A 25429-nucleotide genomic window follows, 5' to 3' on the forward strand; every position below is an offset into this window, starting at 1 on the left:
CGATTTCACACCGGATCGGTATGACAGACGGGGGGGACGGGTGACCGTGCCCCCCGATCTGCATTTGTGGTCGGGGGAAAAAGTGGTAACTCCCGAATGACAAAGACACGCGCGGAGGGATCATGCGGCGCTGGCATTTCTATGTAATGGGTCTCATCGCCCTCGTTTTCGGCACCCTGTCGATGGCGGAATATATCCTCGTGTCCTACGGGCTGACCGCTGGATGGCTGACGATGTATCCGCAGGATCAGCTCGACTGGTTGGCCGGGCTGCCGAACTGGGTTCACGGTGTCTGGGCGGTGCAGGCGACCTTGGCCCTTGTCGGGTCTCTTTGCCTGTTGGCGCATCTGCGGCCCGCTGTCTGGATGCTGGGCCTGTCGTTCATCTCGCTGCTGGTGCTGTATGTCTGGGCCATTCTGGTCGCATCGCCGACCCTGATTGCGCTTGTCGGTGGCGGGTGGCTGACATGGGTGACGCTTGCTCTCGTCGCGGCGCTCAGCTTCGTGATCTACCTCTATGCGCGTCAGGAAAAGCAGGTGGGCGAGGTCCTTTGACCCCGCTTGCCGCCGTCTGGCGGCGCTGTTAGGTCATCCCGACCGTAACAGTCGGGTATTTCTGATACATGCAACCGGGACTGCGCACGCAAGGTTTGATCCGCCATCTGGGCGGGCGGAATGTCGTGGACGGAATCGACCTGTCGGTTGCTCCGGGTCAGGTGACATGTCTGCTGGGGCCGTCCGGATGCGGCAAATCGACGACATTGCGCATCATCGCAGGCGTCGACCGGCAGGACGCCGGGACAGTCTGGCTGAACGGGGCTGTCGTTTCGGGCGGGGCGACACATGTGCCGCCGGAACAGCGGGGCGTTGGCCTGATGTTTCAGGACTTCGCCCTGTTTCCACATCTGACGGTCGCCCAGAACATCGGCTTTGGCCTGCCGCGCGATGCCGTATCCGGTGCCCGTGTGCAGGAATTGCTGACGCGTGTGGATCTGGCGGGATACGACGACAAGCACCCGCATGAGTTGTCCGGCGGAGAGCAGCAGCGCGTGGCGCTTGCCCGCGCCTTGGCGCCGCGCCCGCGCATCATGCTGATGGATGAGCCCTTCTCGGGCCTCGACAACCGGTTGCGGGACGAAATCCGGGATGCGACCCTTTCGGTTCTCAAGGAGGAGGGGACGGCTGTCCTGCTGGTCACGCATGAACCGGACGAGGCGATGCGCATGGCCGACGAGATTGCGCTGATGCGGGATGGCCGCATCGTGCAACAGGCGGCCCCCTACAATATCTACAACACGCCGATCGATCCGGCTGCGGCCGCGTTCTTCAGCGATATCAACTCGTTGCAGGGGGTCGTGACGGGCGCGCTGACGGACACGCCATTCGGCGCATTCCTTGCGCCCGGTCTGGACGACGGGACCGTGGTCGATATCGTTTTCCGGCCCCAACACGTCCGTCTGGATTTCGACCGACAGGGCCATGGCCCGAACCCGACGCCCGCCGAAGGCACGCCCGCGCGCGGAACGGTGGAGCGTGCCCGGTTCATGGGGAAGGAAAGCCTTGTCGAGTTCGTGATGGACGATGGGACTTCGCGGATCACTGCGACGGTACCAGCCGTGTTCCTTCCGAAGGTCGGAACGGTGATGTGGCTGTCCATCCGGCGTGATCGCTGCTTCGTGTTTCCGCAAAGCTGAGCGGTGTCACACGGCAAAGGCCGCCCGTGGGCGGCTGTTGTTTGCAGGAATTGAGGCGGCGTATCGGGGTCAGCGGCCCCAGGTGCGGACCACGCCGCAATCGACATGCGTGAAGTTCGAGCCGGAGTACCGACCGACACCGCCTGCGCCACAGGATGCCGCCGCACGCGAGACCTGACTGACCGAACGCGAGGACAAGCGGAGGTCGGCGGCCTGACCTTGCAGGTGCAGCGAGTTGCGCGCGACGCCGCTGGACCGCGAGCGCAGCATGGCGTTCGTCGCGGGTGAGCGGTAGCCCGACAACAGCAGGAACGGCTCCGACGCATCCACGAGGTTGTGGGTCGCGGCAATGATGTCCACCGTGCGGTTGTCGATCTGCTTGACTTCGTTCCGGCGCCAGTCGCGGAAGAAGAAGTTGATCTCCTTCAGGGCGTCGGTCACGTAGCGACCCTCGACCCAGTAGATCGTGTCCATCGTCTCGCCGGTTCGCGCGTTGTGCATCTTGATGCGACGAATATCACCGCCACCGCGCAGGAACCCTGCGGCTTTGGAATACGTTGGTGCAGCAGCAACAGCGGTTGCGGCGAATGCACCCAAAAGCCCACGACGCGATAGCCGTGGTCCGTCCGTCATTTTCAGATCGGTCACTTATAGCCCCATTCATCTGTCCGGACCGTCTTCGCGGCCTCAGTTGTCTCATCCCCATGTGACGATATCCGTTTGACACAGGGCGCCCGATTCTCGAACGCTAAGCCGTGGATCCCGAAAATTGAGCAGAAAACCGCCAAACCGTCGGGTTTCGTCACAGGTGTGGCCTGCCTGTTACTGTGGGTTGGGTAACGCCTCGGAATTACGGATTCGTGAATGGACTCGGGGTTGCAGTCCCTTAGGGTCTTTTCGACCGGTTTATTGTGGAAGATTTTCATGGCCTTACATCGTTCCCTGACGGCTCTTGCGCTTGTCTTCGCACTTGGTGTTCCGCAGGCTGTGACCGCAGCGCCCCTCGTGACGCCGATGCAGCAGGCCGTGGCGCAGGCGGCCAGCGAGGATGCGTCGATCGCGGCGTTCTATCGCGATCGTGATTTTGCGCCGATCTGGATGGGGGAAGGGGCCGAACATCGCCGCGCCGCTTTCCTGTGGGCGCTGGATGCCGCAGACAACCACGGCCTGCCGGCCGGGCGTTACGATGCGGCCACCATCCGCGCGGATTTCGCCGCCGCATCCACGCCCGAGGCGCGTGGCGCGCTGGAGGTGGAGATGACGCGCAGGTTCCTGCGTTATGCGCAGGACGTGAGCAGCGGCATTCTCGATCCATCGCAGGTCGACAGCACGATCAAGGTCGAAGTGCCCAAGCGCGACTGGCTCGAACAGATCACGCAGTTCACCGAGGGCGATCCTTACGTCTTCGTGCAGGGTCTGTGGCCGACGTCGCCTGCCTATACCCGGTTGTTGCGCGAAAAGCTGAGGCTGGAAGAGATCCGCGCCGCCGGTGGTTGGGGGCCGACTGTCGGGGGGGGCACGCTGCGTCCCGGTTCGACGGGTCGCCACGTGGTCGAGCTGCGCAATCGGCTGATCCGGATGGGGTATCTTCGCCGGTCGGCGGTGGCTGCCTATGATGCGGCGCTCGAAAGCGCGGTGCGCGAGTTTCAGATCGATCACGGTCTGACCCCGGATGGCGAAGCGGGGGCTAGCACCCTTCAGGCAATCAACGTCTCTCTCGACGACCGGATGGCGCAGATCGTCATCGGGCTGGAGCGTCAGCGGTGGATGAACAAGCCGCTGGAAGACCGCCATATCCTCGTGAACCTGGCCGAACAGCACGCCTATGTCGTCGACGAAGGCAAGGTGACCTTCGACACCGTCGTCGTGGTGGGCGCTGATACCCCGGATCGCCGCACGCCGGAGTTCAGCCATACGATGACGCATATGGTCATCAACCCCTATTGGCATGTTCCCCGGTCGATCACGGTCAACGAATATCTGCCGGCGCTGCGCCGTGGCGGGGCCCGTCACCTGGAGGTCTATTCCCGGTCGGGCCGCGTGAACCGCAACAACATCAACTTCAGCCAGTACACCGCGGCAAACTTTCCGTTCAGCCTGAAACAGCCGCCGGGCCCGCGCAATGCGCTTGGCCGGGTCAAGTTCATGTTCCCGAACAAGTACAACATCTATCTGCACGATACCCCTTCGCGGAACCTGTTCAGCCGCGACCTGCGCACGTTCAGCCATGGGTGCGTACGGGTCGGGCGCCCGCTGGAGCTGGCCTATCATCTGCTCGCACCACAGTCGGAGACGCCGAAGGACGATTTCGACCGCATCCTGCGTACGGGGAACGAGCGTCGGGTCAACCTCGACGATCCGATCGGCGTGCATATCGTCTATTGGTCCGCGTGGGTCACACCGCTCGGGCGCGCGAATTATCGCGGCGACCCATATGGCCGTGACGCCAAGTTGCTGCGCGCGCTGCGCGATGCCGGGGTGGAACTGGACCGACAGCGCAGTTAAGTCCCCCTGAGGGGCGACGCACGCCCGCGGGGAAGTCTGATGTTCACGCTGCAAGAGATTGCCGACACCTTGGGGCGACCCGTTCTCGGCGATGGGTCCCTGACCTTCAACCGCGCGGCCGAGCCGTCATCGGCGGGTGTCGATGACCTCGCGCTGGCGATGTCGCCCGCCTATGCGGAGGCCCTGACACAAGGACGGGCCCGTGCCGCCATCCTGTGGGATGGGGCCGATTGGCAGGCGATGGGGCTGGCCGGAGCTGTCACGGTTCCGCGCGCGCGGCTTGCCATGGCGGGCATCACCTCGGCGCTGGATCCCGGTCCGGACATGGGGGTCGGTGTCATCCATCCGACCGCCATGATCGACGAATCCGCAACCCTCGGGGCCAATGTCTCGATCGGGGCCTATGCGATCATCGGGGCCAATGTGACGCTCGGGGATGGTGCCCGTCTGGGCAGTCACGTGACCGTGGCCAACGACACGCATATCGGGACCGATGCCCTGATACATCCGCGCGTGACCATCGGCAGCGGTGTGACCATCGGTGACCGCTTCGTCTGTCAGCCCGGCGCCGTGATCGGGGGCGACGGTTTCAGCTTCGTCACCGAGCAGGAGTCGGGCGTCGAAAAGGCCCGTCGCAGCCTGGGTGATCAAGGGGACGTCGTGGAACAGCCGTGGGTGCGCATCCATTCCCTGGGATCCGTGACGATCGGGGACGATGTCGAGGTCGGGGCAAATGCCACCATCGACAAGGGCACGGTTGCGGATACGCGCGTCGGTCGCGGCACCAAGATCGATAACCTCGTGCATATCGGTCACAACAACAGGATCGGCGAGGATTGCCTGATCTGCGGTCAGGTCGGCATGGCCGGTGGGTCGACCATCGGGAACCGCGTGGTGCTGGGCGGGCAATGTGGGGTCAACGACAACATCACCATCGGCGACGACGTGGTCGCCGGGGGCGCGACCAAGATCTTTACCCGCGTGGCGTCGGGGTCGGTCATCCTCGGCTATCCGGCGGTCAAGATGGACGCGCATGTCGCCAGCTACAAGGCGATCCGCCGTCTGCCCCGCATGGCCGAACAGCTGGCGGACCTTCGCAAGACTGTCGCAAATCTGGTGCAGGGCAGGGGTCATGAAGACTGAAGACATTCGCAGCCGCGTACATGCCATTCTCGCCGAACAGGCGATGATCGATCAAACCGACGTCACCGATGCGGCCAGCCCTGCCGATCTGGGGATCGACAGCATGGGCGTGGTCGAGGCGATCTTTGCCATCGAGGAAGGCTTCGACATCACGGTGCCGTTCAACGCGAACGAGCCTGGCAAATCCGCCGAATTCGATATCTCGTCGGTCGGCGCGATCGTCACGGCGGTCGAAGGTCTGATCGCGCGGCAACGCGGCTGATGCGGCGTGTCGTCATCACGGGGGCGGGCACGGTCAACGCCCTTGGGGCGGATGTGCCCGAAACCCTCGACGCCATGCGCGAGGGGCGATGTGCGATCGGGCCGCTGGACATTCCCGACGTGGACCGTCTGACCATACGCATCGGCGCGCAGGTCCATGATTTCGACGAGGGTGCGCATTTCAACCGCCAGCAGATCGCGCTGTTCGACCGGTATACGCAATTCGCGATCCTTGCCGCGCGCGAGGCGATTGGCCAGGCGGGCCTGACGTTCACCGGCGAAACGGCGGCACGGGCCGGTGTCGTTCTGGGCACATCGGGTGGGGGCCTGAACACGCAGGATCAGAATTATCGCGTCGTCTACGAAGAGGGGAAGAACCGTGTTCATCCCTTCGTCGTGCCGAAGCTGATGAACAACGCCGCCGCCGCGCATGTCAGCATGGAATGGAACCTCAAGGGCCCGTCCTTCACCGTGGCCACGGCATGCGCCTCGTCGAACCATGCCATCGGTCAGGCGTTTCAGTTCGTCCGCTCCGGCATGGCGGATGTGATGGTGACGGGCGGAGCCGAAGCGATGCTGTGCTTTGGCGGGGTCAAGGCGTGGGAAGGCCTGCGCGTGATGTCGCGCGACACCTGTCGACCGTTCTGCGCCACCCGGTCCGGTATGGTGCAGGGCGAAGGGGCGGGCATCTTCGTGTTGGAGGAATACGAGCATGCGCGGGCGCGGGGTGCCGATATCCTGGCCGAGATCGCGGGCGTCGCCATGACCTCGGACGCATCCGACATCGTCATGCCGTCCCGTCAGGGGGCCGAACGTGCGATGACCGGGGCCCTGCGGGACGCGGGCCTGAACGCGTCGGACATCGGATACATCAATGCCCATGGCACCGGCACGGCGGCCAACGACAAGACGGAATGCGCGGCCGTGGCGCATGTGTTCGACCGGCATGCGGATCGTTTGGCGATATCCTCGACCAAATCGATGCACGGACATTGCATCGGGGCGACCGGCGCGATCGAACTGCTGGCCTGTATCATGGCGCTGCGCGACGGGGTGATCGCCCCGACGGCGAACTGGCAGGAAATGGACCCGGAATGCGCGCTGGATGTCGTGCCCAACATTGCGCGCGAAACACGGGTGACGGCCTGCTTGTCGAATGCCTTTGCCTTTGGTGGCATGAACGCGGTTCTGGCGTTGCGCGCGACGTGAACGACAAAGGGCGCCCCGATGGGACGCCCCGTGACCACGCCATGTCGGTCCGTATCAGTTTGCGACCGTCACGGCCTCATAGCCGGCGGTAAAGCCCGTCAGGGACATGGTCAGGTCAGCGGCCTGATCGGGGGCCTGGGCGGGCACGACGCGAATGATCGCCTTTGCGCCGCGGCGCATGCGGGCGATGTCATCGGCCTGAAAGCCCATGCGCGCAAAGCAACCGGTCGTGTCGCAGAACGCAAACGGATAGCGGCGCGGCTCATTGCTGTCGATGGTCACGGTGACCTGTGCGGTCAGCAGTGTCTGCAGCGGTGTCACGATCGTCGCACCGGCAACGATGTCGCCACCGTCCGGCAGGTCGAAGATATTGATGTCAGCGGTCGGGTTCCCGGACTGATCGCTCAGCCGCTGGAACATCTGACAGGGATCTTCCTGACCTTCGGGCGCTTCGAGGCAACGCACCTCCCAGTCGCCATGCTCCTCGCGAACATAGATGTTTGGACCGGTGTTGGCCTGTTGAACCGGCTCGCCGGTCGACAGGACAGAGGCGGCGGCGTCATCCGCGCCGGTCGTCTCTTCGCTGGTCTCGGTCGTCGGCTCTGCCGTCGTTTCCGTTGTGGTTTCCGCGTCGGCGTCCGTCGTCTGGGCGGTCGCCACGCCCGGCACCGTTGCGATACCGATCAGGGCGGTCAGGGCCAGGGCAGGGGCCAGGCGAAGGGAAAAACGGGTCTGCATGTCGATCATCACGGCACACCTTCTGAAGTGGATTTGCGGCCCGTCTAGCATCTTTGCACAGCGGGGGCAGGGGGATTTTCCGTCTGTCCCGCCTGCATTCCACGAGCGGCGACAAACTGCTGATCAAAAGCAGAAAAGGGCCCGTGAGCAGGCCCTTTTCGGTTTTGTTTATCTCCCCGTCGGACTGGCCGACTTGTTATGAAGCGGAGCCTACGCAGCGCCACGAGAGGCGTCAACATCCTATTTTGATGCGATGGTGGCAGGGGTCCGGCCATTGTCCGAGGTTCCGTGCCCTGCTCGTAAAAAAGGACCGCGCGGGTTCAACGCCGCGCGGCCAGTCGACAGGGAGGTTGGCAACAACGCGGACTGTGCGTCGCCGCCGGGGTTTGGTATCGCAGACGAAGGTTAATTCGACGCTAACGGAACGGGGCGCGCTGCTATGGGTGATACGGGCATGATTTTCGCGGGCGGCGGTGGCGACGGCTATGCCACGCCTCAGAACCTGCGGCTGGACTATGCCAACCGCCACGGCCTGATCGCCGGGGCCACTGGTACGGGTAAGACGGTGACCCTTCAGATCCTTGCGCAGGGATTTTCCGACGCAGGCGTGCCGGTGTTCCTGTCGGATGTGAAAGGGGACCTGTCCGGAATGGCCAAGGCGGGGTCCGAGGATCACAAACTGCATGCACCCTTCATGGAGCGCGCGGAAACCATCGGCCTGTCGTTGCGGTATCGCGCCTGTCCCGTCACGTTCTGGGATCTGTACGGGCAGGCGGGTCATCCGGTGCGGACGACCGTGTCCGAAATGGGCCCCCTGCTGCTGGCCCGCCTGATGGACCTGACCGAGGCGCAGGAAGGTGTCCTGAACATCGCGTTCCGCGTTGCCGATGAACAGGGGCTGGCCCTGCTGGACCTCAAGGACCTGCAGGCTCTGCTCGTCTGGACCGGCGAAAACCGCAAGGACCTGAGCCTGCGCTACGGCAATATCTCGACCGCATCGGTCGGCGCGATCCAGCGGCGCCTTCTGATGCTTGAGGATCAGGGTGGCGCCAATCTTTTCGGAGAGCCTGCGCTGGCCCTGTCGGACATCATGCAGAAGGACAGCGATGGCCGGGGTCGTGTCAACATCCTTGCGGCGGACAAGCTGATGGCAGCGCCACGCCTTTATGCGACGTTTCTTCTGTGGCTTCTGTCGGAGTTGTTCGAACAATTGCCCGAGGTCGGCGACCCGGACAAACCCAAGCTGGTGTTCTTTTTCGACGAGGCCCATCTGCTGTTCGACGGCGCGCCGCGCGCCCTGGTCGACAAGGTGGAGCAGGTGGCGCGGCTTATCCGGTCCAAGGGGGTTGGCGTCTATTTCGTGACCCAAAGCCCGGACGACATCCCCGAGGATATCCTCGGACAGTTGGGGAACCGCGTGCAGCATGCCTTGCGTGCCTATACCGCCAAGGATCGGCGCGCGTTGCGGCAGGCGGCGCAGAATTATCGCGAAAATCCGCGTTTCGATATCGAGGACGCCATCCGCGAAGTCGGCGTCGGAGAGGCCGTCACAAGCCTGTTGGAACGCAAGGGCATTCCGGGCGTCGCCGAGCGGACGTTGATTCGTCCGCCCGCCTCGCAACTGGGCCCCATCACGGAGGAGGAACGCCGGGCGGTCATCGCGGCATCCCCCTTGTTCGGTCGCTATGAACAGGAGGTTGACCGCATCTCGGCCTTCGAGGTTCTGCAAAAGCGCGCCGAAGACGCCGCCCGCGCGGCCGAGGAGGTCGAGGCCGCCGAGGAAGCGGAAAGCGTCGTCACACGGGAATACACTGCCGGGCGCCGCTATACCGGGACGCGGGTGTCCCGATCCACCGCCAAACCGCGCAAGTCGCGCGGTGACAGCATCGGCACGACCTTTGCAAAATCCGTGGCGCGCCAGCTGGGCACCGGGACCGGCCGTGCGTTGGTCCGCGGTGTTCTTGGCGGTCTGTTCCGGGGGCGTTGATGGATCTGCGATTGGCCCGGCCCGATGATGGACCGTCGCTGACGGCGATCCAGTCGGATGGATTGGCGGGGGGGCAGGCGTCCTTTCGCGAAGATGCGCTGGACTGGACGGAATTCGAGGCCGGTTTCGATCACCTGCTGGTGGCAGAGGATGCAGGCCGCGTTCTGGGTTTTGCCGGCTGGGCACCCACCTCGGCACGCCCGGTCTATGCAGGTGTGGTTGAGGTCAGCACCTATGTCGCCACGACGGCCGTCGGTCGCGGTGTCGGTCGGGCGCTGTTGTCACATGTGGTAGCGCAGAGCGAGGTGCAGGGTATCTGGACGCTCGTTGCACAGATCTTTCCCGAGAACGAGGCAAGCCTCGCCCTGCATCGGTCCTGCGGGTTCCGGGTCGTGGGCACGCGCGAACGGCTGGGCCGAATGCCCTACGGTCCGATGGCGGGTATCTGGCGCGACGTGGTGATGATGGAAAGACGCGCGCCCTAGGCGCGCGTCATCATTCCCATTCGATCGTGCCCGGCGGCTTCGAGGTGATGTCGTAGGTCACCCGATTGATGCCCGCGACTTCGTTGATGATCCGTGTCGCCGTTTCGCCAAGGAATTCATGGCTGAACGGATAGTAATCGGCCGTCATGCCGTCCACCGAGGTGACCGCACGCAGGGCGCAGGCATAGTCGTAGGTGCGCCCGTCGCCCATCACGCCGACCGTCCGCACGGGAAGGATCGCCACGAAGGCCTGCCAGATCTCGTCATAGAGGCCATGCTTGCGGATCTGGTCGATATAGACCGCATCCGCCTGGCGCAAAATATCCAGCTTGGCGCGCGTGATCTCGCCCGGACAGCGGATGGCGAGGCCGGGGCCGGGGAAGGGGTGGCGCCCGATGAACGACGGCGGCAGGCCGAGTTCGCGACCAAGTGCGCGCACCTCGTCCTTGAACAGCTCGCGCAGGGGTTCGACCAATTTCAGGCCCATCTTTTCGGGTAGGCCACCGACGTTGTGGTGCGATTTGATCGTCTCGGATGGCCCGCCGCTGAACGACACCGATTCGATGACATCCGGGTAGAGCGTGCCCTGCGCAAGGAAGGCGGCGCCCTCGATCTGGTCGGCGTATTTCTGGAAGACATCGATGAACAGCTTGCCGATGATCTTGCGCTTGGTCTCCGGATCGGAGACGCCCTCAAGCTCACCGAGGAACAGATCCTGCTCCTGCGCGTGGATGACGTTCAGGTTCATGTTGTCGCGGAACATGGCGACGACTTCGATCGCCTCGTCCTTGCGCAAGAGGCCATGGTCCACGAACACGCAGGTCAGCTGATCGCCGATCGCCTCGTGCAGAAGGGCGGCCGCAACGGAGGAATCGACCCCACCGGACAGGGCGCAGATGACCTTTGCATCGCCGACCTGTTCGCGGATCGCCTCGACCGCCTGTTCGCGGTAGCCGGCCATCGTCCAGTCGCCGGAGAACCCGGCAATGCGCACGAAATTCTCGAAGAACTGTCCGCCCTTGGGGGTATGGTGCACCTCGGGGTGGAACTGTACCGCATAGAAATGTCTTGCGGGATCAGCGGTTACGGCAAACGGCGCGTTCGGCGACGTGCCGAATACCTCGAACCCCGGGGCAAGGCGGCTGACATGGTCGCCATGGGACATCCAGACCTGTTCGCGGCCCGTGCTGTCGGGGCCCGTGAACCAGCCGTCCAGCAACGGCAGCGATCCGGCGGGGGCAACATGCGCCCGTCCGAACTCGGCCGTTCCGCCACCGCCGGAAATCTTGCCGCCCAGAACCTCACCGCCTAGCATCTGCATCATCACCTGCTGGCCATAGCAGATGCCAAGGACGGGCACGCCCATCTCGAACACTTCGGCGGGGGGGCGCGGAGAGCCTTCGTTCACCACGCTGGCCGGGCCACCGGACAGGATCACGGCCTTGGGCGCGAAATCCGACAGGAACTCAGAGGTGACCGATTGGAAGGGATGAATTTCGCAGTAGACGTTCAACTCGCGCAGGCGTCGCGCGATCAGTTGTGTGACCTGACTGCCAAAGTCGATGATGAGCAGACGCTCGTGATCCGGGGTGATATCCATGGGCAGGCGATTACGCGCCTCTTTGCGGTCTGACAAGGTGGGCCGATCATGTCGTGTTTCGCCCGCCGTGGCCGCATCCGTGCGATGTTCGCGCGAATGCAGGGGATAAAGCGGAAAAAACCCGGCAGAGGAGCGTGGCATGGTCGAAACGGCGCGTAGAAAGCGAGGCGGCGGCGGGGCTGCTCGTCGGGCGGAACGGACATCGACGAAGGTCACGGTTGCACCGACGATTCGCCGTAACATTCCGAACTACGAAGTCCTCGGGGAGGAGGCGCTCGCGATCATCGAGGCGAACGCCGAGACCGTGCTTGCGGACATCGGCGTGGCGTTCCCTGAAAATCCGGCGGCCTTGGAACGCTGGCAGGATGCCGGGGCGCAGATCGACGGGGATCGCGTGCGCATCCCGCGTGGGCTTGCGCGCAAACTCTGTGCGACCGCGCCGTCATCGTTTACGCAGATCGCCCGCAATCCCGACCGCAACGTCGAGATCGGCGGCCGGAACCTCGTTCTGGCACCGATCTATGGTCCGCCCTTCGTTCGCGATGCCGGTGGTCGCCGCTATGCCACCATGGCGGATTTCGAGACATTCGTGAAACTGGGGCATCAGTCTCCGTGGCTGCACCACTCTGGCGGCACGGTTTGCGAACCGACGGATATTCCCGTGAACAAGCGCCATTTCGACATGCTGCTGGCGCATATGACCCTGACGGACAAACCGTTCATGGGATCCGTCACGGAGCCGAGCCGGGCGCGCGATTCGATCGAGATGTGCGACATCCTTTTCGACCGGGGGGATGGCAAAGGCCTCGACGGGCGCACGGCGCTCGTCTCCCTGATCAACATCAACTCTCCTCTGACGCTGGATTCGGTGATGATGGGCGCGTTGGAGGAATATGCCCGCGCCAATCAGGCCTGTATCATTTCCCCGTTCATCGTCGGCGGGGCGATGGCGCCCGTGTCGGTAATGGGCACGCTGACGCAGGTTCTGGCCGAGGTCATGGCGGGAGTCGCCTACAGCCAGTTGGTCCGCACGGGGGCGCCGGTCATCTTCGGGGCCTTCGTGACGTCGATCGACATGAATTCGGGCGCGCCGACGTTCGGCACACCCGAGGCGGCGCAGATCACCTATGGCGCCGGTCAGCTGGCGCGCCGCATGGGCCTGCCGTATCGCAGCGCGGGGTCGTTCTGCGGATCGAAGTTGCCGGACGCCCAGGCCGCCTACGAAACCGCCAACAGCCTGAACGCAGGGCTTTTGTCAGGCGTCAACTTCATGCTGCACGCCTGCGGTTGGCTGGAAGGTGGGCTGGTCGCGGACTTCGAGAAGTTCGTGATGGATGCCGATCAACTGGGCATCCTGCACAAGATGGCCGAAGGCGTTCCGATCGACGAGAACGCACAGGCCATGGGCGCAATCGAGGAAGTGGGGCCCGGTGGGCACTATCTCGGCTGCGCGCATACGCAGGCGAATTATCAGACGGCGTTCTGGCGGTCGACGCTGATGGATTACAAGCCATTCGAGACCTGGCTGGAAGACGGCGCGCGGGACACGCGCACCCTTGCCGGTATTCGCAAGGACGCCATGCTTGCTTCCTATGAGGAACCGGCGATGGACCCCGCCAAGCGCGAGGCCCTGTTCGCCTATGTTGCCCGGCGCAAGGCAGAGATGCCGGACGCCAACATGTGATCCCCGATCAGGAGGCGCGGAAGGCCCGCGCTTCGGCCAGCAGGGCCACCAAGATATCCACATGACGGGCAAAGCTGTAGGTGGTGGCGCCCATGCGGCGGCGCTTCTCCAGATCGGCCTCGATCGGGAGCAGTTTCTCCAACGCGGCCCGCGCCGTCGGCGGAATTGCGACCCGCAGCATGCGACGCAGATCACGGCGCCTCTGATAGGCCTCTGTTCCGCAGTTCGCCGCATCCACCAGCAGGCTGGGGCGGCGCAGATCATTCAATTCGCTGGTTATTTTGCACATCGAAGAGCCTTTGAGTTCAGTTTGCCTAAGTTTCGCCACAATGACCGATGTGCAGGCCATGTTGCGTGAAACCGGGGTGCAGCGTACGCCTGTGACTTCATGTTTACGATTTGGAAACAATTGTGCTGTCCACGTGCACAATTAACTTATTGGTAACCAATCGAGGGTGAATTGGCGGAGTTTTCCACAACTCGCCGGAGCTTTGATGTCCCCCCCTTCCGCTATCGAAAACGCGGTTTCCCAGTTTCCGGATTGGGTCCCACAATCGGTGCGCACCTACGTGGATCATGCCTGTGTGGGACGGCCCTTGCGGACTGTCGCGCAGGATCGGGGGTGTGCCGCATCCACGGTTTTGCGTCAGGTCCGCAGGATGGAGCAACGGCGTGACGATCCCCTTGTGGACGACATGATTGAGCGGCTCGCAGAAGTCGCCAAATCGGGCAACAGCCCCAAAGATACGAAGGAACACTCCGCGATGTCAGCCATGCCGCAAAGCGCCGCCCTCGTCGACGATGCCACCCTCAACCGCGAGGCTAAACGCATTCTCCGCCGCTTGTGCGAGGCCGACTCGTTTCTGGCCGTGGGGCAGGGGATGCCGCAGGCCGCCGTCTTGCGTGGTGCCGGCGAGGTGCCCACACGCACCGCCACCCTGCCGCGCAACGTGGCGCAGGCCTTTGTCCTGAAGGACTGGGTTTCCTGCTTCAAGGCAGGGCGGATCACGCGCTACCGCATCACCGAGGCGGGGCGCGCGGCGCTCAAGCGGCTGTTGGGTGAAGACCTGAAGCAGCGCGTCGAAGCCCGCGGGATGGCGGAGTCGCCCAGCCCGTTTCTGACGCAGCACATGCAGATGGAGGACCGCGTAGTGCCCGGCCCGGCGGGAGAGGAACGCCTGCGCGTCAACCTGGCGGAATCGCCGTTGGGCGCCTTGGCGCGCAAACGCGACAAGGATGGCAAGGCCTTCCTGTCGATGGATCTGGTCGTGGCCGGGGAACGCCTGCGCGAAGATTTCGAGCGGGCACAGATGGGCCCACGCGTTGGCCAGAACTGGGACCGGTTTCTGACCGCCGGCGGACGCGGGCAGATGGCGTCCGGTGATCCGCTATCGGGCCCCGAAGATGCGCGCGCGCGCGTGTCCGATGCCCTGCGCGCCCTCGGGCCGGGGTTGGGCGATGTGGTCCTGCGGGTCTGCTGTTTCCTCGAAGGCCTTGAAGCGGCCGAAAAGCGCATGGGCTGGTCGGCCCGATCCGGCAAGATCGTCCTGCGGATCGCCCTGCAGCGCCTGAAGGACCACTACGACGGGCTGCGGTAGGGCCGCGTGCCGCTAATCGTGTGAATGAATGTCTGCATAGTCCTGCGCCGCGAACTTGCCGATCCAGATATAGCGATTGGCATGTACCAATTGCGCAAGGAGTATGTGAATCCTGTCATGCGGATAGAACAGCGTGATCCGTTGTTTCGCGCTGTCGTATTGGGGCGGGGATGGCGCGCGATCCTCGACAAATTGCAACAGGGCGCTGGTTACATCCGAACTGGGCGACGGATGGCCGGTCACGATGATTTCCGTTCGGTTTTCGACGGGTCGGGACTGGGTCTGAAAGTTTGAGGAAACAAGAGTGTAGCTCGACACGATCAGGATCTGGCGCCCGCTTTCGGGCAGGCCCCTCGTTTCGTCCAGAACCCGAAGCTGGCTGTCGATCTTGTCGGCGATAGGGTCGTGCATGCTCACTGACTTGATTCCGCCTTTTGAGAACTGACAGACAACATGCAAAAGGCCCGGTCGTGAATGGACCGGGCCTTTCCTGTTTCCGATGTCTTCAAGGACCTTAGCGGTTCTCGACCTCGACATAGTTCCGCTCGGTCGGGCCGGTATACAGCTGACGCGGACGACCGATCTTGAGGGCCGGATCGGACAGCTGCTCTTTCCACTGGGAAATCCAGCCGACGGTGCGCGACAGCGCGAAGATCGGCGTGAACATCGACGTCGGAAAGCCCATCGCTTCGAGGATGATGCCCGAATAGAAGTCGACGTTCGGGAACAGCTTCTTCTCGGCGAAATACGGATCTTCGAGGGCCTGACGCTCCAGCTCCTTCGCGACCTGAAGGATCGGGTTGTTCTCGACGCCCAGCAGTTCCAGAACCTCGTCCGCGCTTTCCTTCATCACGGTCGCGCGCGGGTCGAAGTTCTTGTAGACGCGGTGGCCAAAGCCCATCAGGCGATAGCTGTCGTTCTTGTCCTTGGCGCGGGCAATGAACTCGGGGATGCGATCGACCGTGCCGATTTCCTTGAGCATCTCGAGGCAAGCCTGGTTCGCGCCGCCGTGTGCGGGCCCCCAGAGACAGGCAATACCCGCCGCGATGCAGGCGAACGGGTTCGCGCCGGACGACGAGGCAAGGCGCACGGTCGACGTGGATGCGTTCTGTTCATGATCCGCATGCAGCATGAAGATCCGGTCCATCGCGCGTGCAAGGATCGGGTCGACAACGTATTCTTCGGCCGGAACCGAGAAACACATGTTCAGGAAATTCGACGCGTAATCGAGGTTGTTGTTCGGATAGACAAACGGCTGACCGACCGAATACTTGTAGGCCATCGCCGCAATCGTCGGCATCTTGGCGATCAGGCGGAAGGACGCGACCTCGCGCTGCCACGGGTCATTGATGTCGGTGCTGTCGTGATAGAACGCCGACATGGCGCCGACGACACCGACCATGGTTGCCATCGGGTGTGCATCGCGGCGGAAACCACGGAAGAAGTTGTGCATCTGCTCATGAATCATCGTGTGCTTGGTCACGGTGGTTTCGAACAGCTCCAGCTGCGCGGCGGAGGGCAGTTCACCGTAGAGCAGGAGGTAGCAAACCTCGAGGTAGTGCGACTTTTCCGCAAGCTGACCGATGGGATAGCCGCGGTGCAGCAAGACACCCGCATCCCCGTCGATATAGGTGATCGCCGAGGAACAGGCAGCCGTCGAGGTAAAGCCCGGGTCATAGGTAAAGACATCCGCCTGCCCATAGAGCTTGCCGATATCGATGACGTCGGGGCCCGCGGTGGGCGAATGGATCGGCAACTCATAGCTTTCCCCGGCAATGCTCAGGGTCGCGGTCTTGTCAGTGTCTGCCATGGTGGTCCTCTCGTCCAGGGGTGGGCGGGTCACCCCGTCATCCCGTTGATGTTGCACAATGTTGTGCTGACTATATCAGGGGATCAGCTGGTCTGCGCCCCCGGTTCCAAGGCCGCGTCGCCGAGGCGGCCCAGAGTTTCTTCCCGTCCGAGGACGAGCATCATATCAAATACGCTGGGGGTTGCCGTTCGCCCGGCCAAGGCCGCCCGAAGCGGTGCGGCCAGCTTGCCAAGGCCGAGGCCCTTTTCCTCTGCCAGTTGACCGACGATCCCCTCCAATGCGTCCCGCGTCCAGCTAGCAGTTTGCAGGTGCGGCGTCAATTCATTCAGTATACCACGGGATACCGGGTCGAGGGCCTTGGCTGCCTTTTCGTCTGCCTCGACCGGGCGTGTGACAAGGGCGAACCGGGACCGATCGATGATCTGTCCAAGCGTCTTGCAGGCCTCCTTGACCACGGGCACCGCAGGCAGAAGGGCGTCGGCATCAGGCATGGGCCGCCCGTCGCGGGGGGCGAAATCGATAGCAGCCGCAACGATATCGGCATCCGCCATCGCCGAAAGATGCTGGCCCGAGATGTTCTCGAGCTTCTTGAGGTCGAGGCGCGCGGGGGCACGACCGATACCGTCGAGGTCGAACCACTCCAGCGCCTGTGCGTCGGTGAAGAACTCGTCGTCCCCGTGGCTCCACCCGAGGCGCGCCAGATAGTTGCGCATCGCGGCCGCCGGAAAGCCGAGCGCGGCATATTCCTCGACACCGGTTGCGCCATGACGCTTGGACAGCTTCTTGCCGTCCGCCCCGTGGATCAGCGGGATGTGCGCCCAGACCGGTTGCGGCCAGCCCATCGCGTCGAAAATCTGTGCCTGACGCGCGGCGTTGTTCAGGTGATCGTCACCGCGGATCACATGGGTGATCCCCATGTCATGGTCGTCGACAACGACCGCCAGCATGTAGGTCGGCGTGCCATCCGCGCGCAAAAGCACCATGTCGTCCAGCTGATCGTTGCGGAACGTCACGTCGCCCTGCACCGCATCCGCGATGACGGTTTCACCACTGCGCGGGGCGCGCAGACGGACGACGAAGGGGGCGTCGGGCTGATCGGCCTCCGGCACGTCGCGCCACGGGGATTGGAACAGCGTCGATCGCCCGGCGGCGCGGGCCTCCTCGCGGAAGGCCTCGATTTCATCCTGGCTGGAATAGCACCGGTACGCATGCCCCGAGGCAAGCATCTGATGCGCGACCTCCGCATGGCGGTCGGCGTTGTCGGCCTGACTGACGGCATCCCCGTCCCAGTCCAGACCCAGCCAGCGCAGCCCGCCATAGATCGCTTCGGTCGCCTCGGGGGTGGAGCGTTGCTTGTCAGTATCTTCGACCCGCAGCAGGAACTTGCCCCCCCGGGCACGGGCGAACAACCAGTTGAAAAGGGCGGTGCGGGCGGTGCCGATGTGCATGTAGCCTGTGGGCGACGGGGCAATACGGGTGACGACGGGGGCTGACATGCGGGCGGGTCTCCGGGACGGTCTGAGGGCTGTTTGTCAGGCGACGGTTAATGTTTTGTAAACCATCCGCCGCCATCCTCGTTCGGGGGTTCTATGGACCTCTCGGACGGAGGACAAGGATGCACCAGGCGCAGGTCACGCAGGGTCCGCTGCGCGGTGTTCCCCTCCGGATGGTGCAGGCATGCCAGGGTCTGCGCGGACGGCGCCTGCCTTTCGTGGCGGTTGCCTTCGGAACGGGTGTCGGCCTGTACTTCGCCTTGCCGGTGGAGCCGTTGGCCTGGCAGGCGGCCGGGCTCGCTATCTGCGCCATGACCCTGTTTGCGGTTGCCTATGCCTGCCGGGATGGCGCCGGCGTCATTGCCTTGCTGATGGCCGCCCTCGTCTGCGGTCTGTTGTCCGGTATCGCGCGCACCGCCGTGGTTGCCGGCCCGGTGCTGGAGTTTCGCTACTACGGTTCCGTGGAAGGGCGGGTGGTGCATATCGACCGTTCAAGCTCCGGGGCGGTGCGGTTGACGTTGGATCAGGTGCGCCTCGACGGGATCGCGCCGGATGCGACGCCACGGCGGGCGCGTGTTTCGCTGCATGGGCCTGACCCCGAGACCGTCGCGCCCGGCGATCAGGTCATGACCACCGCACATCTGTCCGGGCCGAACGGTCCGACCGAACCCGGGGGCTTCGATTTTCAGCGTCATGCGTGGTTCCTGAAACTGGGCGCGATCGGCTACAGCCGCGTGGACCTGTTGCGTACCGCTCCCCCGGATCGGGGGCTATCGGTCGCGATCGCCCGGTTGCGCACATTGGTCTCTGACGGCATGCGGGCGCGTCTGCCGGGGGTTCAGGGCGAGGTTGCGGCCGCGATCACGACCGGCGACCGGTCCGGTCTGCCCGACGACGTGGTCGATGCGCTGCGCGCCTCCAACCTTGCACATCTTCTGGCAATTTCCGGCCTGCATATGGGTCTGTTGGTGGGTTTCGTGTTCTGGGCGGTGCGGGGCGGGCTGGCCCTGTGGCCCGCTGTCGCCCTGCGCCATCCGACGCGGGCATGGGCGGCGGCCTGCGCCCTTCCGTTTGCGATATTCTACCTGTTCCTCTCCGGCGGATCAGTGGCCACGCAACGGGCATTCGTGATGGCCGCCGTGATGCTGATCGCGATCCTCGTCGGACGGCGGGCCCTGTCCTTGCGGTCGGTCGCGCTGGCCGCGATCCTCGTCCTCGTCTGGCGACCGGAAAGCCTGACGGGCCCCGGATTTCAGATGTCCTTTGCTGCGACAGGCGCTCTCGTGGTGGCATTCCGCGGTCTGGCGCCACTGCGTCACCATCATCGATGGGGGGCGTGGTTCACGGGATGGCGCGGAGGTATCCTCTCCCTCCTGATCTCTTCGATCGTCGCGGGGGCTGCGACCGCGCCCTTCGCCGCGCTGCACTTCAACCGCGTGGGACAGTTCGGTGTCCTCGCCAATCTGCTGGCGGTCCCGGCCATGGGCATGCTGGTCATGCCGCTCCTGCTGCTCGGGCTGCTGCTCTGGCCGCTTGGCCTCGGGTTGGAGGTCGCGCCCTTCTGGCTGGCCGGTCAGGGGATCGCGTGGATCATCGGTGTGGCGGAATTCGTGGCCGGCCTGCCGGGATCGGTCGGACATGTAAAGGCGCCCGGTCCTGTGGTCCTGCCATTGCTCGGGCTCGGCATGGCGGTCCTCGGCTGCACGGTGGGGCGCGGGCGCTGGCTTGCGCTGTCGCTTGTTGTGGTGGCGGCAATGCTCTGGTTGCGCAGCCCACGACCGGACGTCCTCATCGCGTCGGATGGCAGGGTTGTCGGTATCATGACCGCAGAAGGCCGTCAGTTGAGCCGTGACGAGGGCGCCGCCTTTGCCGCGATGAACTGGCTGGAAAACGACGGCGATGGCGCAAGCCAGTGGCAGGCCGCGTCCCGTCGTGGCGTGCCTCCGGATCTGCCGGAGATTGTCGCCCTGCGCGGGAAGACCGGGCTTGATGCTGCGCTGAACCGATGCGCGACCGAGGCGCTGTGGATCGTGACGCCGGTGCGTGTCGAAGCACCCTCCGGCCAATGCCGTATCTTCGATGAGCGCAGCCTGCGCGAGACTGGAGCACTTGCGATCACCAAAGCCGATCCGGATGGCACGATCACGATCCGTACGAGCGCCGAAGGACAGGGGCGGCGCCCGTGGACACGTGCCGGACGCGAATCGGTCGAGTGATCGACCGGCGACCGGAACGTCGTATCCTTGAACCCGTAACGGGGCTGGCCCCTCAGTAGCTGCGGATCAGGCCGACCAGACGTCCCTGCACGCGCACCCTGTCTTCGGGCAACATGCGGGTTTCGTATGCAGGGTTCGCAGCCTCGAGCGCGATCATCCCCTTGGATCGACGATATCGCTTCAGGGTCGCCTCCTGATCATCGACGAGGGCCACGACGATGTCGCCGTTGTTGGCGGTGCCCTGTTCACAGATCACCACGACGTCGCCATCGTTGATGCCCGCGTCGATCATCGAGTCGCCCTTGACCTCCAGCGCGTAATGTTCGCCACCGCGTTCCAGCATCTGACCCGGAACGGCCACATGGCGTGATACTTCGCTGATCGCCTCGATCGGGACACCGGCGGCGATACGCCCCATCAGCGGCAGTTCCCGCGCATCGATCTGAACGGAACGTGCCTCTGCGGGTGGGTCGTTGGGCTTGTCCCCTTCGATGATCCGGGGCACGAAGCCGGTGGACGCCGCCATGTCATCTGGCAGGCGCGTGATCTCGATCGCGCGGGCGCGGTGCGCCAGACGCCGGATGAAGCCCCGCTCCTCCAAAGCCGTGATCAGACGGTGAATGCCGGACTTGGACCGCAGGTCCAGCGCGTCTTTCATTTCATCGAAGGAAGGTGGGACGCCGTCCCGCTGCACCCGTTTGTGAATGAACGCCAAAAGATCGCGTTGCTTTCGCGTGAGCATGTCCCAGTCCCCATTCCTTACGGTGTGATCCTATTTCGTTCTATGAAAGTTCCGGTTTTGTGTCAACCGGATGGATCGCTCTTTGGAACACTGACCGTCCTTCGTTTAGAAAGGGTTAATGGGGCAGCGGGATGCAGAGGACCGTATCACCGGCATTCCGGGCCGGATCATGGGGTGGCCTGACAACCAGCGTATCGCAGGACGCGAGGACCGACAGCAAGCTGCTGTCCTGTTGTGGCGCCACGCTGACGCGCCCGTCCTTCCCCATACTGGCGCGCATGTAATGGGCACGCGGGCCGTTCGCGCCGATCGCATGGGCAAGGGAGGCCTGCAACGTGTTGTCCGTGTCAGGCCGGTGCAGCATCCGCGCGATCATTGGCCTGATGAACAACAACCCGCAAACCATTGCCGACACGGGATTGCCCGGAAGGCCGACGATCGGCATGTCGCCGATCCGGCCAGCCATCAGCGGCTTGCCGGGGCGCATCGCGACCTTGTGGAACGCCATGTCCACCCCGCGCGAACGCAAGACCTCCGCTATCAGATCGTGGTCCCCGACCGACGCGCCGCCGATTGTCACCAGAAGGTCAGCGCCGGTGGCAAAGTCCATCGCGGCGTTCAGGCTGTCGCGCGTGTCCCGCGCGATCGGCAGAAGCCGCGTGATCGCGCCCATGCCGTCGAACATGGCGGCAAGGCCATAGCCGTTCGATGCCGTGATCTGGCCCGCAGACAGGGCCTGTCCGGGCGCGCGCAATTCGTCCCCGGTCATCAGGATCGCAACGCTGGGGCGGCGCACGACGGGAACGACACCGTGGCCCATCGCCGCCAACAGGGCGATATCCCGCGCGCCAAGGGGGCCCGTCGGATGATGGGGCATTCCCTTGGCGAAATCCCCCGCCGCTGGCCTGATGTGGCGTGCGTCATCGGGATTGGACCGCAGGGTTATCCGATTGCCGTCCCGGTCCACATCCTCCTGTATCAGGACGCGTTTTGCCCCTTGGGGCAGGACCGCGCCCGTGAAGATGCGGACGGCTTGCCCCTGCGCGACGGCACCGACATGGGGATGGCCGGCGGCGCTTTCGCCCATGACCTCGAACGTCTGACCCGGATGACATGTATCGGCCGCAACGGCATAGCCGTCCATGGCCGAGGCGGCGAACGACGGCTGATCATGCAGCGCAAGCAATGGCCCGGCCAGCGTGCGGTTCGCGGCGGCGCGCAGTGGCACCGTCTCGACCGGCAGAGGTGTCGCCAGACCCAGCAAGGCGGCACGCGCCTCTTCGACCGAGATCACGGGGCCTTCGCCTGCCAGTCGCCGGACTTGCCACCGGTTTTCGATACCAGCTGAACCGGACCGATCACCATGTCCTTCTGCGCCGCCTTCAGCATGTCATAGATCGTCAGGCAGGCGACGGAGACGGCGGTCAGCGCCTCCATCTCCACGCCCGTCTGGCCGGTCGTTCCGACGGTGGCCGTGACGGTGAGACCCGGCAATTCGGGCGCAGGCGCGATGTCGATCGACACCTTCGACAACGGCAGGGGGTGGCACAGGGGGATCAGGTCGGCGGTGCGTTTCGCGCCCATGATCCCGGCAAGGCGGGCGACACCTGCAACATCACCCTTGCGCGCCGTGCCTTCGGTCACGATCGCGAGTGTTTCGGACGACATCGAAACGCGGCCCTCGGCCACGGCAATGCGGTCGGTCACGGCCTTGCCGGACACATCGACCATATGCGCGGCGCCATTGCCGTCGAAATGTGTAAGGTCCGTCACCGAAGCGCCACCAAGGGCCGCGCCAGAAGCTTGCGCGTCGCATCCGTCACATCGTCCTGACGCATCAGGCTTTCCCCGATCAGGAAACACCGCGCGCCATATTGCGCCATGTCCGCCAGATCCTCGGGTGTGAACAGGCCACTTTCCGAAATCAGCAGGCTGTCCTCGGGCGCGTGCCGCGACAGGTCGCGCGTGACGGCCAGGTCGGTCACGAAGGTGTTGAGATCGCGATTGTTGATGCCGAGCAGGGTGGAGGACAGCAGGGATGCGCGCTCCAACTCCTCCTGATTGTGGACCTCGATCAGGGCGTCCATGCCCCATTCGGTCGCGGCGGCTTCCAGTTCGGCGGCCTGCGCATCCGAGACGCTGGCCATGATGATCAGGATACAATCGGCCCCGAGGCTGCGGCTTTCGGCAACCTGCCATGGGTCGTACAGGAAATCCTTGCGCAGCACCGGCAGGTCGACTGCCTCGCGCGCGGAAACCAGATAGCTGTCGTCGCCTTGAAACGAAGGACCGTCAGTCAGCACGGAAAGGCAGGTCGCGCCGCCGAGGGCATAGGCCTCGGCGATGGCGGGCGGGTCGAAATCGGCCCGGATGAGGCCCTTGGACGGGCTCGCCTTCTTGATTTCGGCAATCAGGCCATAGCCGGTCGGCGTCGCGGCGCGGAGCGCGTCACCAAACGGGCGAACGGTTGGGGCGGCGCGGGCGGCCGCCTCGATCGCTTCCTGGCCGCGCTCGGCCTTGCGGGCGGCCACGTCTTCCAGCTTGTAGGCCTTGATCTTCTCGAGAATGGTGGGCGTTGTCATACTGCCTCCGCGGTAAGCTGGGCCAAGGCCTCGACCTTGCCGATGGCCGCACCCTCATCGATGGATTTCGCGGCCATGGCAACACCGGACGGCAAATCCGGTGCGACGCCCGCCACCACGAGGGCCGCCGCCGAGTTCAGAAGAACGGCGTCGCGATAGGCACCGGGCTTTCCGTCGAGCAGGGCGCCGAAGGCCTCTCCGTTCTCGGCGGGTTCGCCGCCGAGGATGGCCTCGAACGGATGGGTCGGCAAACCAGCGTCATCGGGCGTGATCTGACGTTCGGTGACCGTCCCGTTTTCCAGAACGGCGATCGATGTCGGACCGGCGATGGAAATTTCGTCCGTCCCGTCATGGCCGTAGACCAGCCACGCGACGTCCGACCCCAAGGCGCCCAGAACCTCGGCCATGGGACGTATCAGCTTGGGGGAAAACGCGCCCGTCAGCTGACGTTTGACGCCGGCCGGATTCGTCAGGGGGCCGAGGATGTTGAACACCGTCCGGGTCCCGAGTTCCCCGCGCACCGGCATGACATGCCGCGTCGCAGGGTGGTGCATCGGGGCCATCATGAAACAGATGCCGACGTCCCGCAGCGCCTTTTCCGCGACCTTGGCGCCAACCTGAACGTTGATGCCCATCTGTGTCAGGACATCCGCCGCACCCGATTTCGAAGACAGGTTGCGATTGCCGTGCTTGGCCACGGGCACGCCGCAACCCGCGACGACGAAGGCCGTGGCCGTCGAGATGTTGAGCGTGCCCTTGCCGTCGCCGCCCGTGCCGACGATGTCCATCGCGTTCGGCGGTGCGGCGACCTTGTTGCAACGCGCCCGCATCGCCGCGGCCGCGGCGGCGATCTCATCCGTTGTCTCGCCCCGCGTGCGCAGCGCCATCAGCAGACCGGCGATCTGCGCAGGCGTGGCATCGCCGTCGAAGAAGGTCGAAAAGGCCTGCGTCGCCTCGTCCGACGTCAGGGGACGATCGGGGGCAACGTTCAGGATCGGGCGCAGATCGGTCATGCTGCCACCGGCATCATATCGAGGAAATTCTTGAGCAGCGCGTGTCCATTCTCGGAGGCGATGCTCTCGGGGTGGAACTGCACCCCATGTATCGGCAGGTCACGGTGGCGCAGGCCCATGATCGTGCCATCCGCCAAGGATGCGTTCACCACCAGGTCATCCGGCAGGCTGTCACGCTCGACGATCAGCGAGTGATAGCGCGTGGCGTCGAATGCCGACGGCAGGCCGGCGAATACGCCCGTCCCGTCGTTTTCCATACGGCCCAGTTTGCCATGCACAATGTCCGCGGCGCGCTCCACCTTGCCACCGAAGGCTTGGCCGATCGCCTGATGCCCCAAGCAGACTCCCAGCAGGGGTGTGCCCGTTTCGGCGCAGGCGTGCACCATCGGCAGGCAGATGCCCGCCTGATCCGGATCACAGGGACCGGGGGACAGCAGGACGCCCGCAGGCCTCAGGGCCATCGCGGCCTGCACATCCATTGCGTCGTTGCGGACCACCTTCACCTCGGCGCCCTGTTCGGCGACATAGTGCACGAGGTTCCAGGTGAAGCTGTCGTAGTTGTCTATCAGCAGGAGCAAGCCTGTCCCTCCTCGGGGGCCATCGGGGGTGCCATGCCGGGCACGTGCGGGCTATACATGCCCAAGGCCCGGGGGCAGGGTCAAGGCGGCGC

Annotated in this window: 24 protein-coding genes; 11 read left to right on the forward strand and 13 right to left on the reverse strand. The window is 64.4% G+C overall.

All coding sequences use genetic code 11. The features are described from left to right. Window positions 1-122: 122 nt before the first annotated feature. Window positions 123-554: a hypothetical protein gene (locus V6N07_RS01215; protein ID WP_371153423.1), complete on the forward strand. Its 432-nt coding sequence runs from the start codon at window positions 123-125 to the stop codon at window positions 552-554. A 68-nt stretch (window positions 555-622) separates the two neighbouring features. Beyond that, the gene (locus tag V6N07_RS01220; protein WP_371153424.1) at window positions 623-1693 is read left to right on the forward strand and encodes an ABC transporter ATP-binding protein; all 1071 of its coding nucleotides are present in this window, start codon (window positions 623-625) and stop codon (window positions 1691-1693) included. A gap of 69 nt (window positions 1694-1762) precedes the next feature. Here the strand turns inward: V6N07_RS01220 and V6N07_RS01225 are convergent, their stop codons facing one another. Further along, window positions 1763-2326, reverse strand: coding sequence for a YcbK family protein (locus V6N07_RS01225; protein WP_371155354.1), 564 nt, complete (start codon window positions 2324-2326; stop codon window positions 1763-1765). Window positions 2327-2617: 291 nt separating this feature from the next. Between V6N07_RS01225 and V6N07_RS01230 the strand changes: the two genes are divergently transcribed. From V6N07_RS01230 to V6N07_RS01245, 4 genes are read left to right on the forward strand one after another with little or no spacing between them, the layout of a single operon-like run. Further along, on the forward strand, window positions 2618-4198 hold the full coding sequence (locus V6N07_RS01230; RefSeq protein ID WP_371153426.1) for a murein L,D-transpeptidase: 1581 nt from the start codon (window positions 2618-2620) through the stop codon (window positions 4196-4198). Between the two features lie 36 nt (window positions 4199-4234). Beyond that, window positions 4235-5341 carry a UDP-3-O-(3-hydroxymyristoyl)glucosamine N-acyltransferase gene (lpxD, locus tag V6N07_RS01235; RefSeq protein WP_371155355.1) on the forward strand — a complete coding sequence of 369 codons (1107 nt, stop codon included), beginning with the start codon at window positions 4235-4237 and terminating at the stop codon, window positions 5339-5341. After that, a complete protein-coding gene (locus tag V6N07_RS01240; RefSeq protein ID WP_371153428.1) occupies window positions 5331-5603 on the forward strand; it encodes an acyl carrier protein in 273 nt (90 codons plus the stop codon). The genes lpxD and V6N07_RS01240 overlap by 11 nt, the downstream gene beginning before the upstream one ends. Further along, window positions 5603-6811 carry a beta-ketoacyl synthase gene (locus tag V6N07_RS01245; RefSeq protein WP_371153430.1) on the forward strand — a complete coding sequence of 403 codons (1209 nt, stop codon included), beginning with the start codon at window positions 5603-5605 and terminating at the stop codon, window positions 6809-6811. Before V6N07_RS01240 ends, V6N07_RS01245 begins: the two co-directional genes overlap by 1 nt. 54 nt (window positions 6812-6865) lie before the next feature. On the opposite strand, the gene V6N07_RS01250 is transcribed toward V6N07_RS01245, so the two are convergent. Beyond that, window positions 6866-7558, reverse strand: a complete 693-nt coding sequence (locus V6N07_RS01250; RefSeq protein ID WP_371153431.1) for an invasion associated locus B family protein — start codon at window positions 7556-7558, stop codon at window positions 6866-6868. A gap of 430 nt (window positions 7559-7988) precedes the next feature. Between V6N07_RS01250 and V6N07_RS01255 the strand changes: the two genes are divergently transcribed. Further along, window positions 7989-9536, forward strand: a complete 1548-nt coding sequence (locus tag V6N07_RS01255; protein ID WP_371153432.1) for a helicase HerA-like domain-containing protein — start codon at window positions 7989-7991, stop codon at window positions 9534-9536. After that, window positions 9536-10021, forward strand: coding sequence for an N-acetyltransferase family protein (locus tag V6N07_RS01260; RefSeq protein WP_371153433.1), 486 nt, complete (start codon window positions 9536-9538; stop codon window positions 10019-10021). Before V6N07_RS01255 ends, V6N07_RS01260 begins: the two co-directional genes overlap by 1 nt. A gap of 10 nt (window positions 10022-10031) precedes the next feature. On the opposite strand, the gene guaA is transcribed toward V6N07_RS01260, so the two are convergent. After that, a complete protein-coding gene (gene guaA, locus V6N07_RS01265; RefSeq protein ID WP_371153435.1) occupies window positions 10032-11621 on the reverse strand; it encodes a glutamine-hydrolyzing GMP synthase in 1590 nt (529 codons plus the stop codon). A gap of 139 nt (window positions 11622-11760) precedes the next feature. Here guaA and V6N07_RS01270 point away from each other — a divergent pair, with 139 nt between their 5' ends. Further along, window positions 11761-13305: a trimethylamine methyltransferase family protein gene (locus tag V6N07_RS01270; protein WP_371153437.1), complete on the forward strand. Its 1545-nt coding sequence runs from the start codon at window positions 11761-11763 to the stop codon at window positions 13303-13305. A 7-nt stretch (window positions 13306-13312) separates the two neighbouring features. On the opposite strand, the gene V6N07_RS01275 is transcribed toward V6N07_RS01270, so the two are convergent. Beyond that, window positions 13313-13594 (reverse strand): DUF6477 family protein, encoded by a 282-nt coding sequence (locus V6N07_RS01275; RefSeq protein WP_371153438.1) that lies wholly within the window; start codon window positions 13592-13594, stop codon window positions 13313-13315. A 205-nt stretch (window positions 13595-13799) separates the two neighbouring features. Here V6N07_RS01275 and V6N07_RS01280 point away from each other — a divergent pair, with 205 nt between their 5' ends. After that, window positions 13800-14903 carry a DUF6456 domain-containing protein gene (locus V6N07_RS01280; RefSeq protein WP_371153440.1) on the forward strand — a complete coding sequence of 368 codons (1104 nt, stop codon included), beginning with the start codon at window positions 13800-13802 and terminating at the stop codon, window positions 14901-14903. Window positions 14904-14915: 12 nt separating this feature from the next. On the opposite strand, the gene V6N07_RS01285 is transcribed toward V6N07_RS01280, so the two are convergent. From V6N07_RS01285 to gltX, 3 genes are all read right to left on the reverse strand, one after another. Continuing rightward, window positions 14916-15314 carry a hypothetical protein gene (locus V6N07_RS01285; RefSeq protein ID WP_371153442.1) on the reverse strand — a complete coding sequence of 133 codons (399 nt, stop codon included), beginning with the start codon at window positions 15312-15314 and terminating at the stop codon, window positions 14916-14918. A gap of 103 nt (window positions 15315-15417) precedes the next feature. Continuing rightward, complete coding sequence (locus V6N07_RS01290) at window positions 15418-16713, reverse strand: citrate synthase (protein ID WP_371153444.1); 1296 nt, start codon at window positions 16711-16713, stop codon at window positions 15418-15420. 83 nt (window positions 16714-16796) lie between these two features. Then, entirely contained in the window at window positions 16797-18209 is a 1413-nt protein-coding gene (gene gltX / locus V6N07_RS01295) for a glutamate--tRNA ligase (protein ID WP_371153445.1), read from the reverse strand. 119 nt (window positions 18210-18328) lie between these two features. Here gltX and V6N07_RS01300 point away from each other — a divergent pair, with 119 nt between their 5' ends. After that, window positions 18329-20422: a ComEC/Rec2 family competence protein gene (locus V6N07_RS01300; protein WP_371153446.1), complete on the forward strand. Its 2094-nt coding sequence runs from the start codon at window positions 18329-18331 to the stop codon at window positions 20420-20422. A 52-nt stretch (window positions 20423-20474) separates the two neighbouring features. Here the strand turns inward: V6N07_RS01300 and lexA are convergent, their stop codons facing one another. The 6 genes from lexA to V6N07_RS01330 form a co-directional block, all read right to left on the reverse strand. Beyond that, entirely contained in the window at window positions 20475-21164 is a 690-nt protein-coding gene (gene lexA / locus V6N07_RS01305) for a transcriptional repressor LexA (RefSeq protein ID WP_371153448.1), read from the reverse strand. Window positions 21165-21279: 115 nt separating this feature from the next. After that, window positions 21280-22458 (reverse strand): gephyrin-like molybdotransferase Glp, encoded by a 1179-nt coding sequence (glp, locus tag V6N07_RS01310; RefSeq protein ID WP_371153450.1) that lies wholly within the window; start codon window positions 22456-22458, stop codon window positions 21280-21282. Then, on the reverse strand, window positions 22455-22937 hold the full coding sequence (gene moaC, locus V6N07_RS01315; protein ID WP_371153452.1) for a cyclic pyranopterin monophosphate synthase MoaC: 483 nt from the start codon (window positions 22935-22937) through the stop codon (window positions 22455-22457). Before moaC ends, glp begins: the two co-directional genes overlap by 4 nt. Beyond that, on the reverse strand, window positions 22934-23746 hold the full coding sequence (gene trpC / locus V6N07_RS01320; protein ID WP_371153453.1) for an indole-3-glycerol phosphate synthase TrpC: 813 nt from the start codon (window positions 23744-23746) through the stop codon (window positions 22934-22936). The genes moaC and trpC overlap by 4 nt, the downstream gene beginning before the upstream one ends. Continuing rightward, on the reverse strand, window positions 23743-24759 hold the full coding sequence (gene trpD, locus V6N07_RS01325; RefSeq protein WP_371153454.1) for an anthranilate phosphoribosyltransferase: 1017 nt from the start codon (window positions 24757-24759) through the stop codon (window positions 23743-23745). The genes trpC and trpD overlap by 4 nt, the downstream gene beginning before the upstream one ends. Continuing rightward, window positions 24756-25337, reverse strand: a complete 582-nt coding sequence (locus tag V6N07_RS01330) for an aminodeoxychorismate/anthranilate synthase component II (RefSeq protein WP_371153455.1) — start codon at window positions 25335-25337, stop codon at window positions 24756-24758. The genes trpD and V6N07_RS01330 overlap by 4 nt, the downstream gene beginning before the upstream one ends. Between the last annotated feature and the right edge of the window lie 92 nt (window positions 25338-25429).

The organism is Jannaschia sp. 2305UL9-9 (genome assembly GCF_041403465.1).
In the GTDB taxonomy this organism is placed as follows: Bacteria; Pseudomonadota; Alphaproteobacteria; order Rhodobacterales; family Rhodobacteraceae; genus Jannaschia.

What these genes read in the sequence shown, in the direction of transcription:
- V6N07_RS01240 (WP_371153428.1), top strand. Translation starts at nt 5,331, where the DNA reads ATGAAGACTGAAGACATTCGCAGCCGCGTACATGCCATTCTCGCCGAA.
- V6N07_RS01245 (WP_371153430.1), top strand. Translation starts at nt 5,603, where the DNA reads ATGCGGCGTGTCGTCATCACGGGGGCGGGCACGGTCAACGCCCTTGGG.
- V6N07_RS01230 (WP_371153426.1), top strand. Translation starts at nt 2,618, where the DNA reads ATGGCCTTACATCGTTCCCTGACGGCTCTTGCGCTTGTCTTCGCACTT.
- V6N07_RS01290 (WP_371153444.1), bottom strand. Translation starts at nt 16,713, where the DNA reads ATGGCAGACACTGACAAGACCGCGACCCTGAGCATTGCCGGGGAAAGC.
- trpC (WP_371153453.1), bottom strand. Translation starts at nt 23,746, where the DNA reads ATGACAACGCCCACCATTCTCGAGAAGATCAAGGCCTACAAGCTGGAA.
- V6N07_RS01225 (WP_371155354.1), bottom strand. Translation starts at nt 2,326, where the DNA reads ATGACGGACGGACCACGGCTATCGCGTCGTGGGCTTTTGGGTGCATTC.
- V6N07_RS01280 (WP_371153440.1), top strand. Translation starts at nt 13,800, where the DNA reads ATGTCCCCCCCTTCCGCTATCGAAAACGCGGTTTCCCAGTTTCCGGAT.
- V6N07_RS01300 (WP_371153446.1), top strand. Translation starts at nt 18,329, where the DNA reads ATGCACCAGGCGCAGGTCACGCAGGGTCCGCTGCGCGGTGTTCCCCTC.
- V6N07_RS01260 (WP_371153433.1), top strand. Translation starts at nt 9,536, where the DNA reads ATGGATCTGCGATTGGCCCGGCCCGATGATGGACCGTCGCTGACGGCG.
- trpD (WP_371153454.1), bottom strand. Translation starts at nt 24,759, where the DNA reads ATGACCGATCTGCGCCCGATCCTGAACGTTGCCCCCGATCGTCCCCTG.
- V6N07_RS01250 (WP_371153431.1), bottom strand. Translation starts at nt 7,558, where the DNA reads ATGATCGACATGCAGACCCGTTTTTCCCTTCGCCTGGCCCCTGCCCTG.
- lexA (WP_371153448.1), bottom strand. Translation starts at nt 21,164, where the DNA reads ATGCTCACGCGAAAGCAACGCGATCTTTTGGCGTTCATTCACAAACGG.
- gltX (WP_371153445.1), bottom strand. Translation starts at nt 18,209, where the DNA reads ATGTCAGCCCCCGTCGTCACCCGTATTGCCCCGTCGCCCACAGGCTAC.
- V6N07_RS01215 (WP_371153423.1), top strand. Translation starts at nt 123, where the DNA reads ATGCGGCGCTGGCATTTCTATGTAATGGGTCTCATCGCCCTCGTTTTC.
- guaA (WP_371153435.1), bottom strand. Translation starts at nt 11,621, where the DNA reads ATGGATATCACCCCGGATCACGAGCGTCTGCTCATCATCGACTTTGGC.
- V6N07_RS01255 (WP_371153432.1), top strand. Translation starts at nt 7,989, where the DNA reads ATGGGTGATACGGGCATGATTTTCGCGGGCGGCGGTGGCGACGGCTAT.
- V6N07_RS01285 (WP_371153442.1), bottom strand. Translation starts at nt 15,314, where the DNA reads ATGCACGACCCTATCGCCGACAAGATCGACAGCCAGCTTCGGGTTCTG.
- V6N07_RS01275 (WP_371153438.1), bottom strand. Translation starts at nt 13,594, where the DNA reads ATGTGCAAAATAACCAGCGAATTGAATGATCTGCGCCGCCCCAGCCTG.
- V6N07_RS01270 (WP_371153437.1), top strand. Translation starts at nt 11,761, where the DNA reads ATGGTCGAAACGGCGCGTAGAAAGCGAGGCGGCGGCGGGGCTGCTCGT.
- V6N07_RS01220 (WP_371153424.1), top strand. Translation starts at nt 623, where the DNA reads ATGCAACCGGGACTGCGCACGCAAGGTTTGATCCGCCATCTGGGCGGG.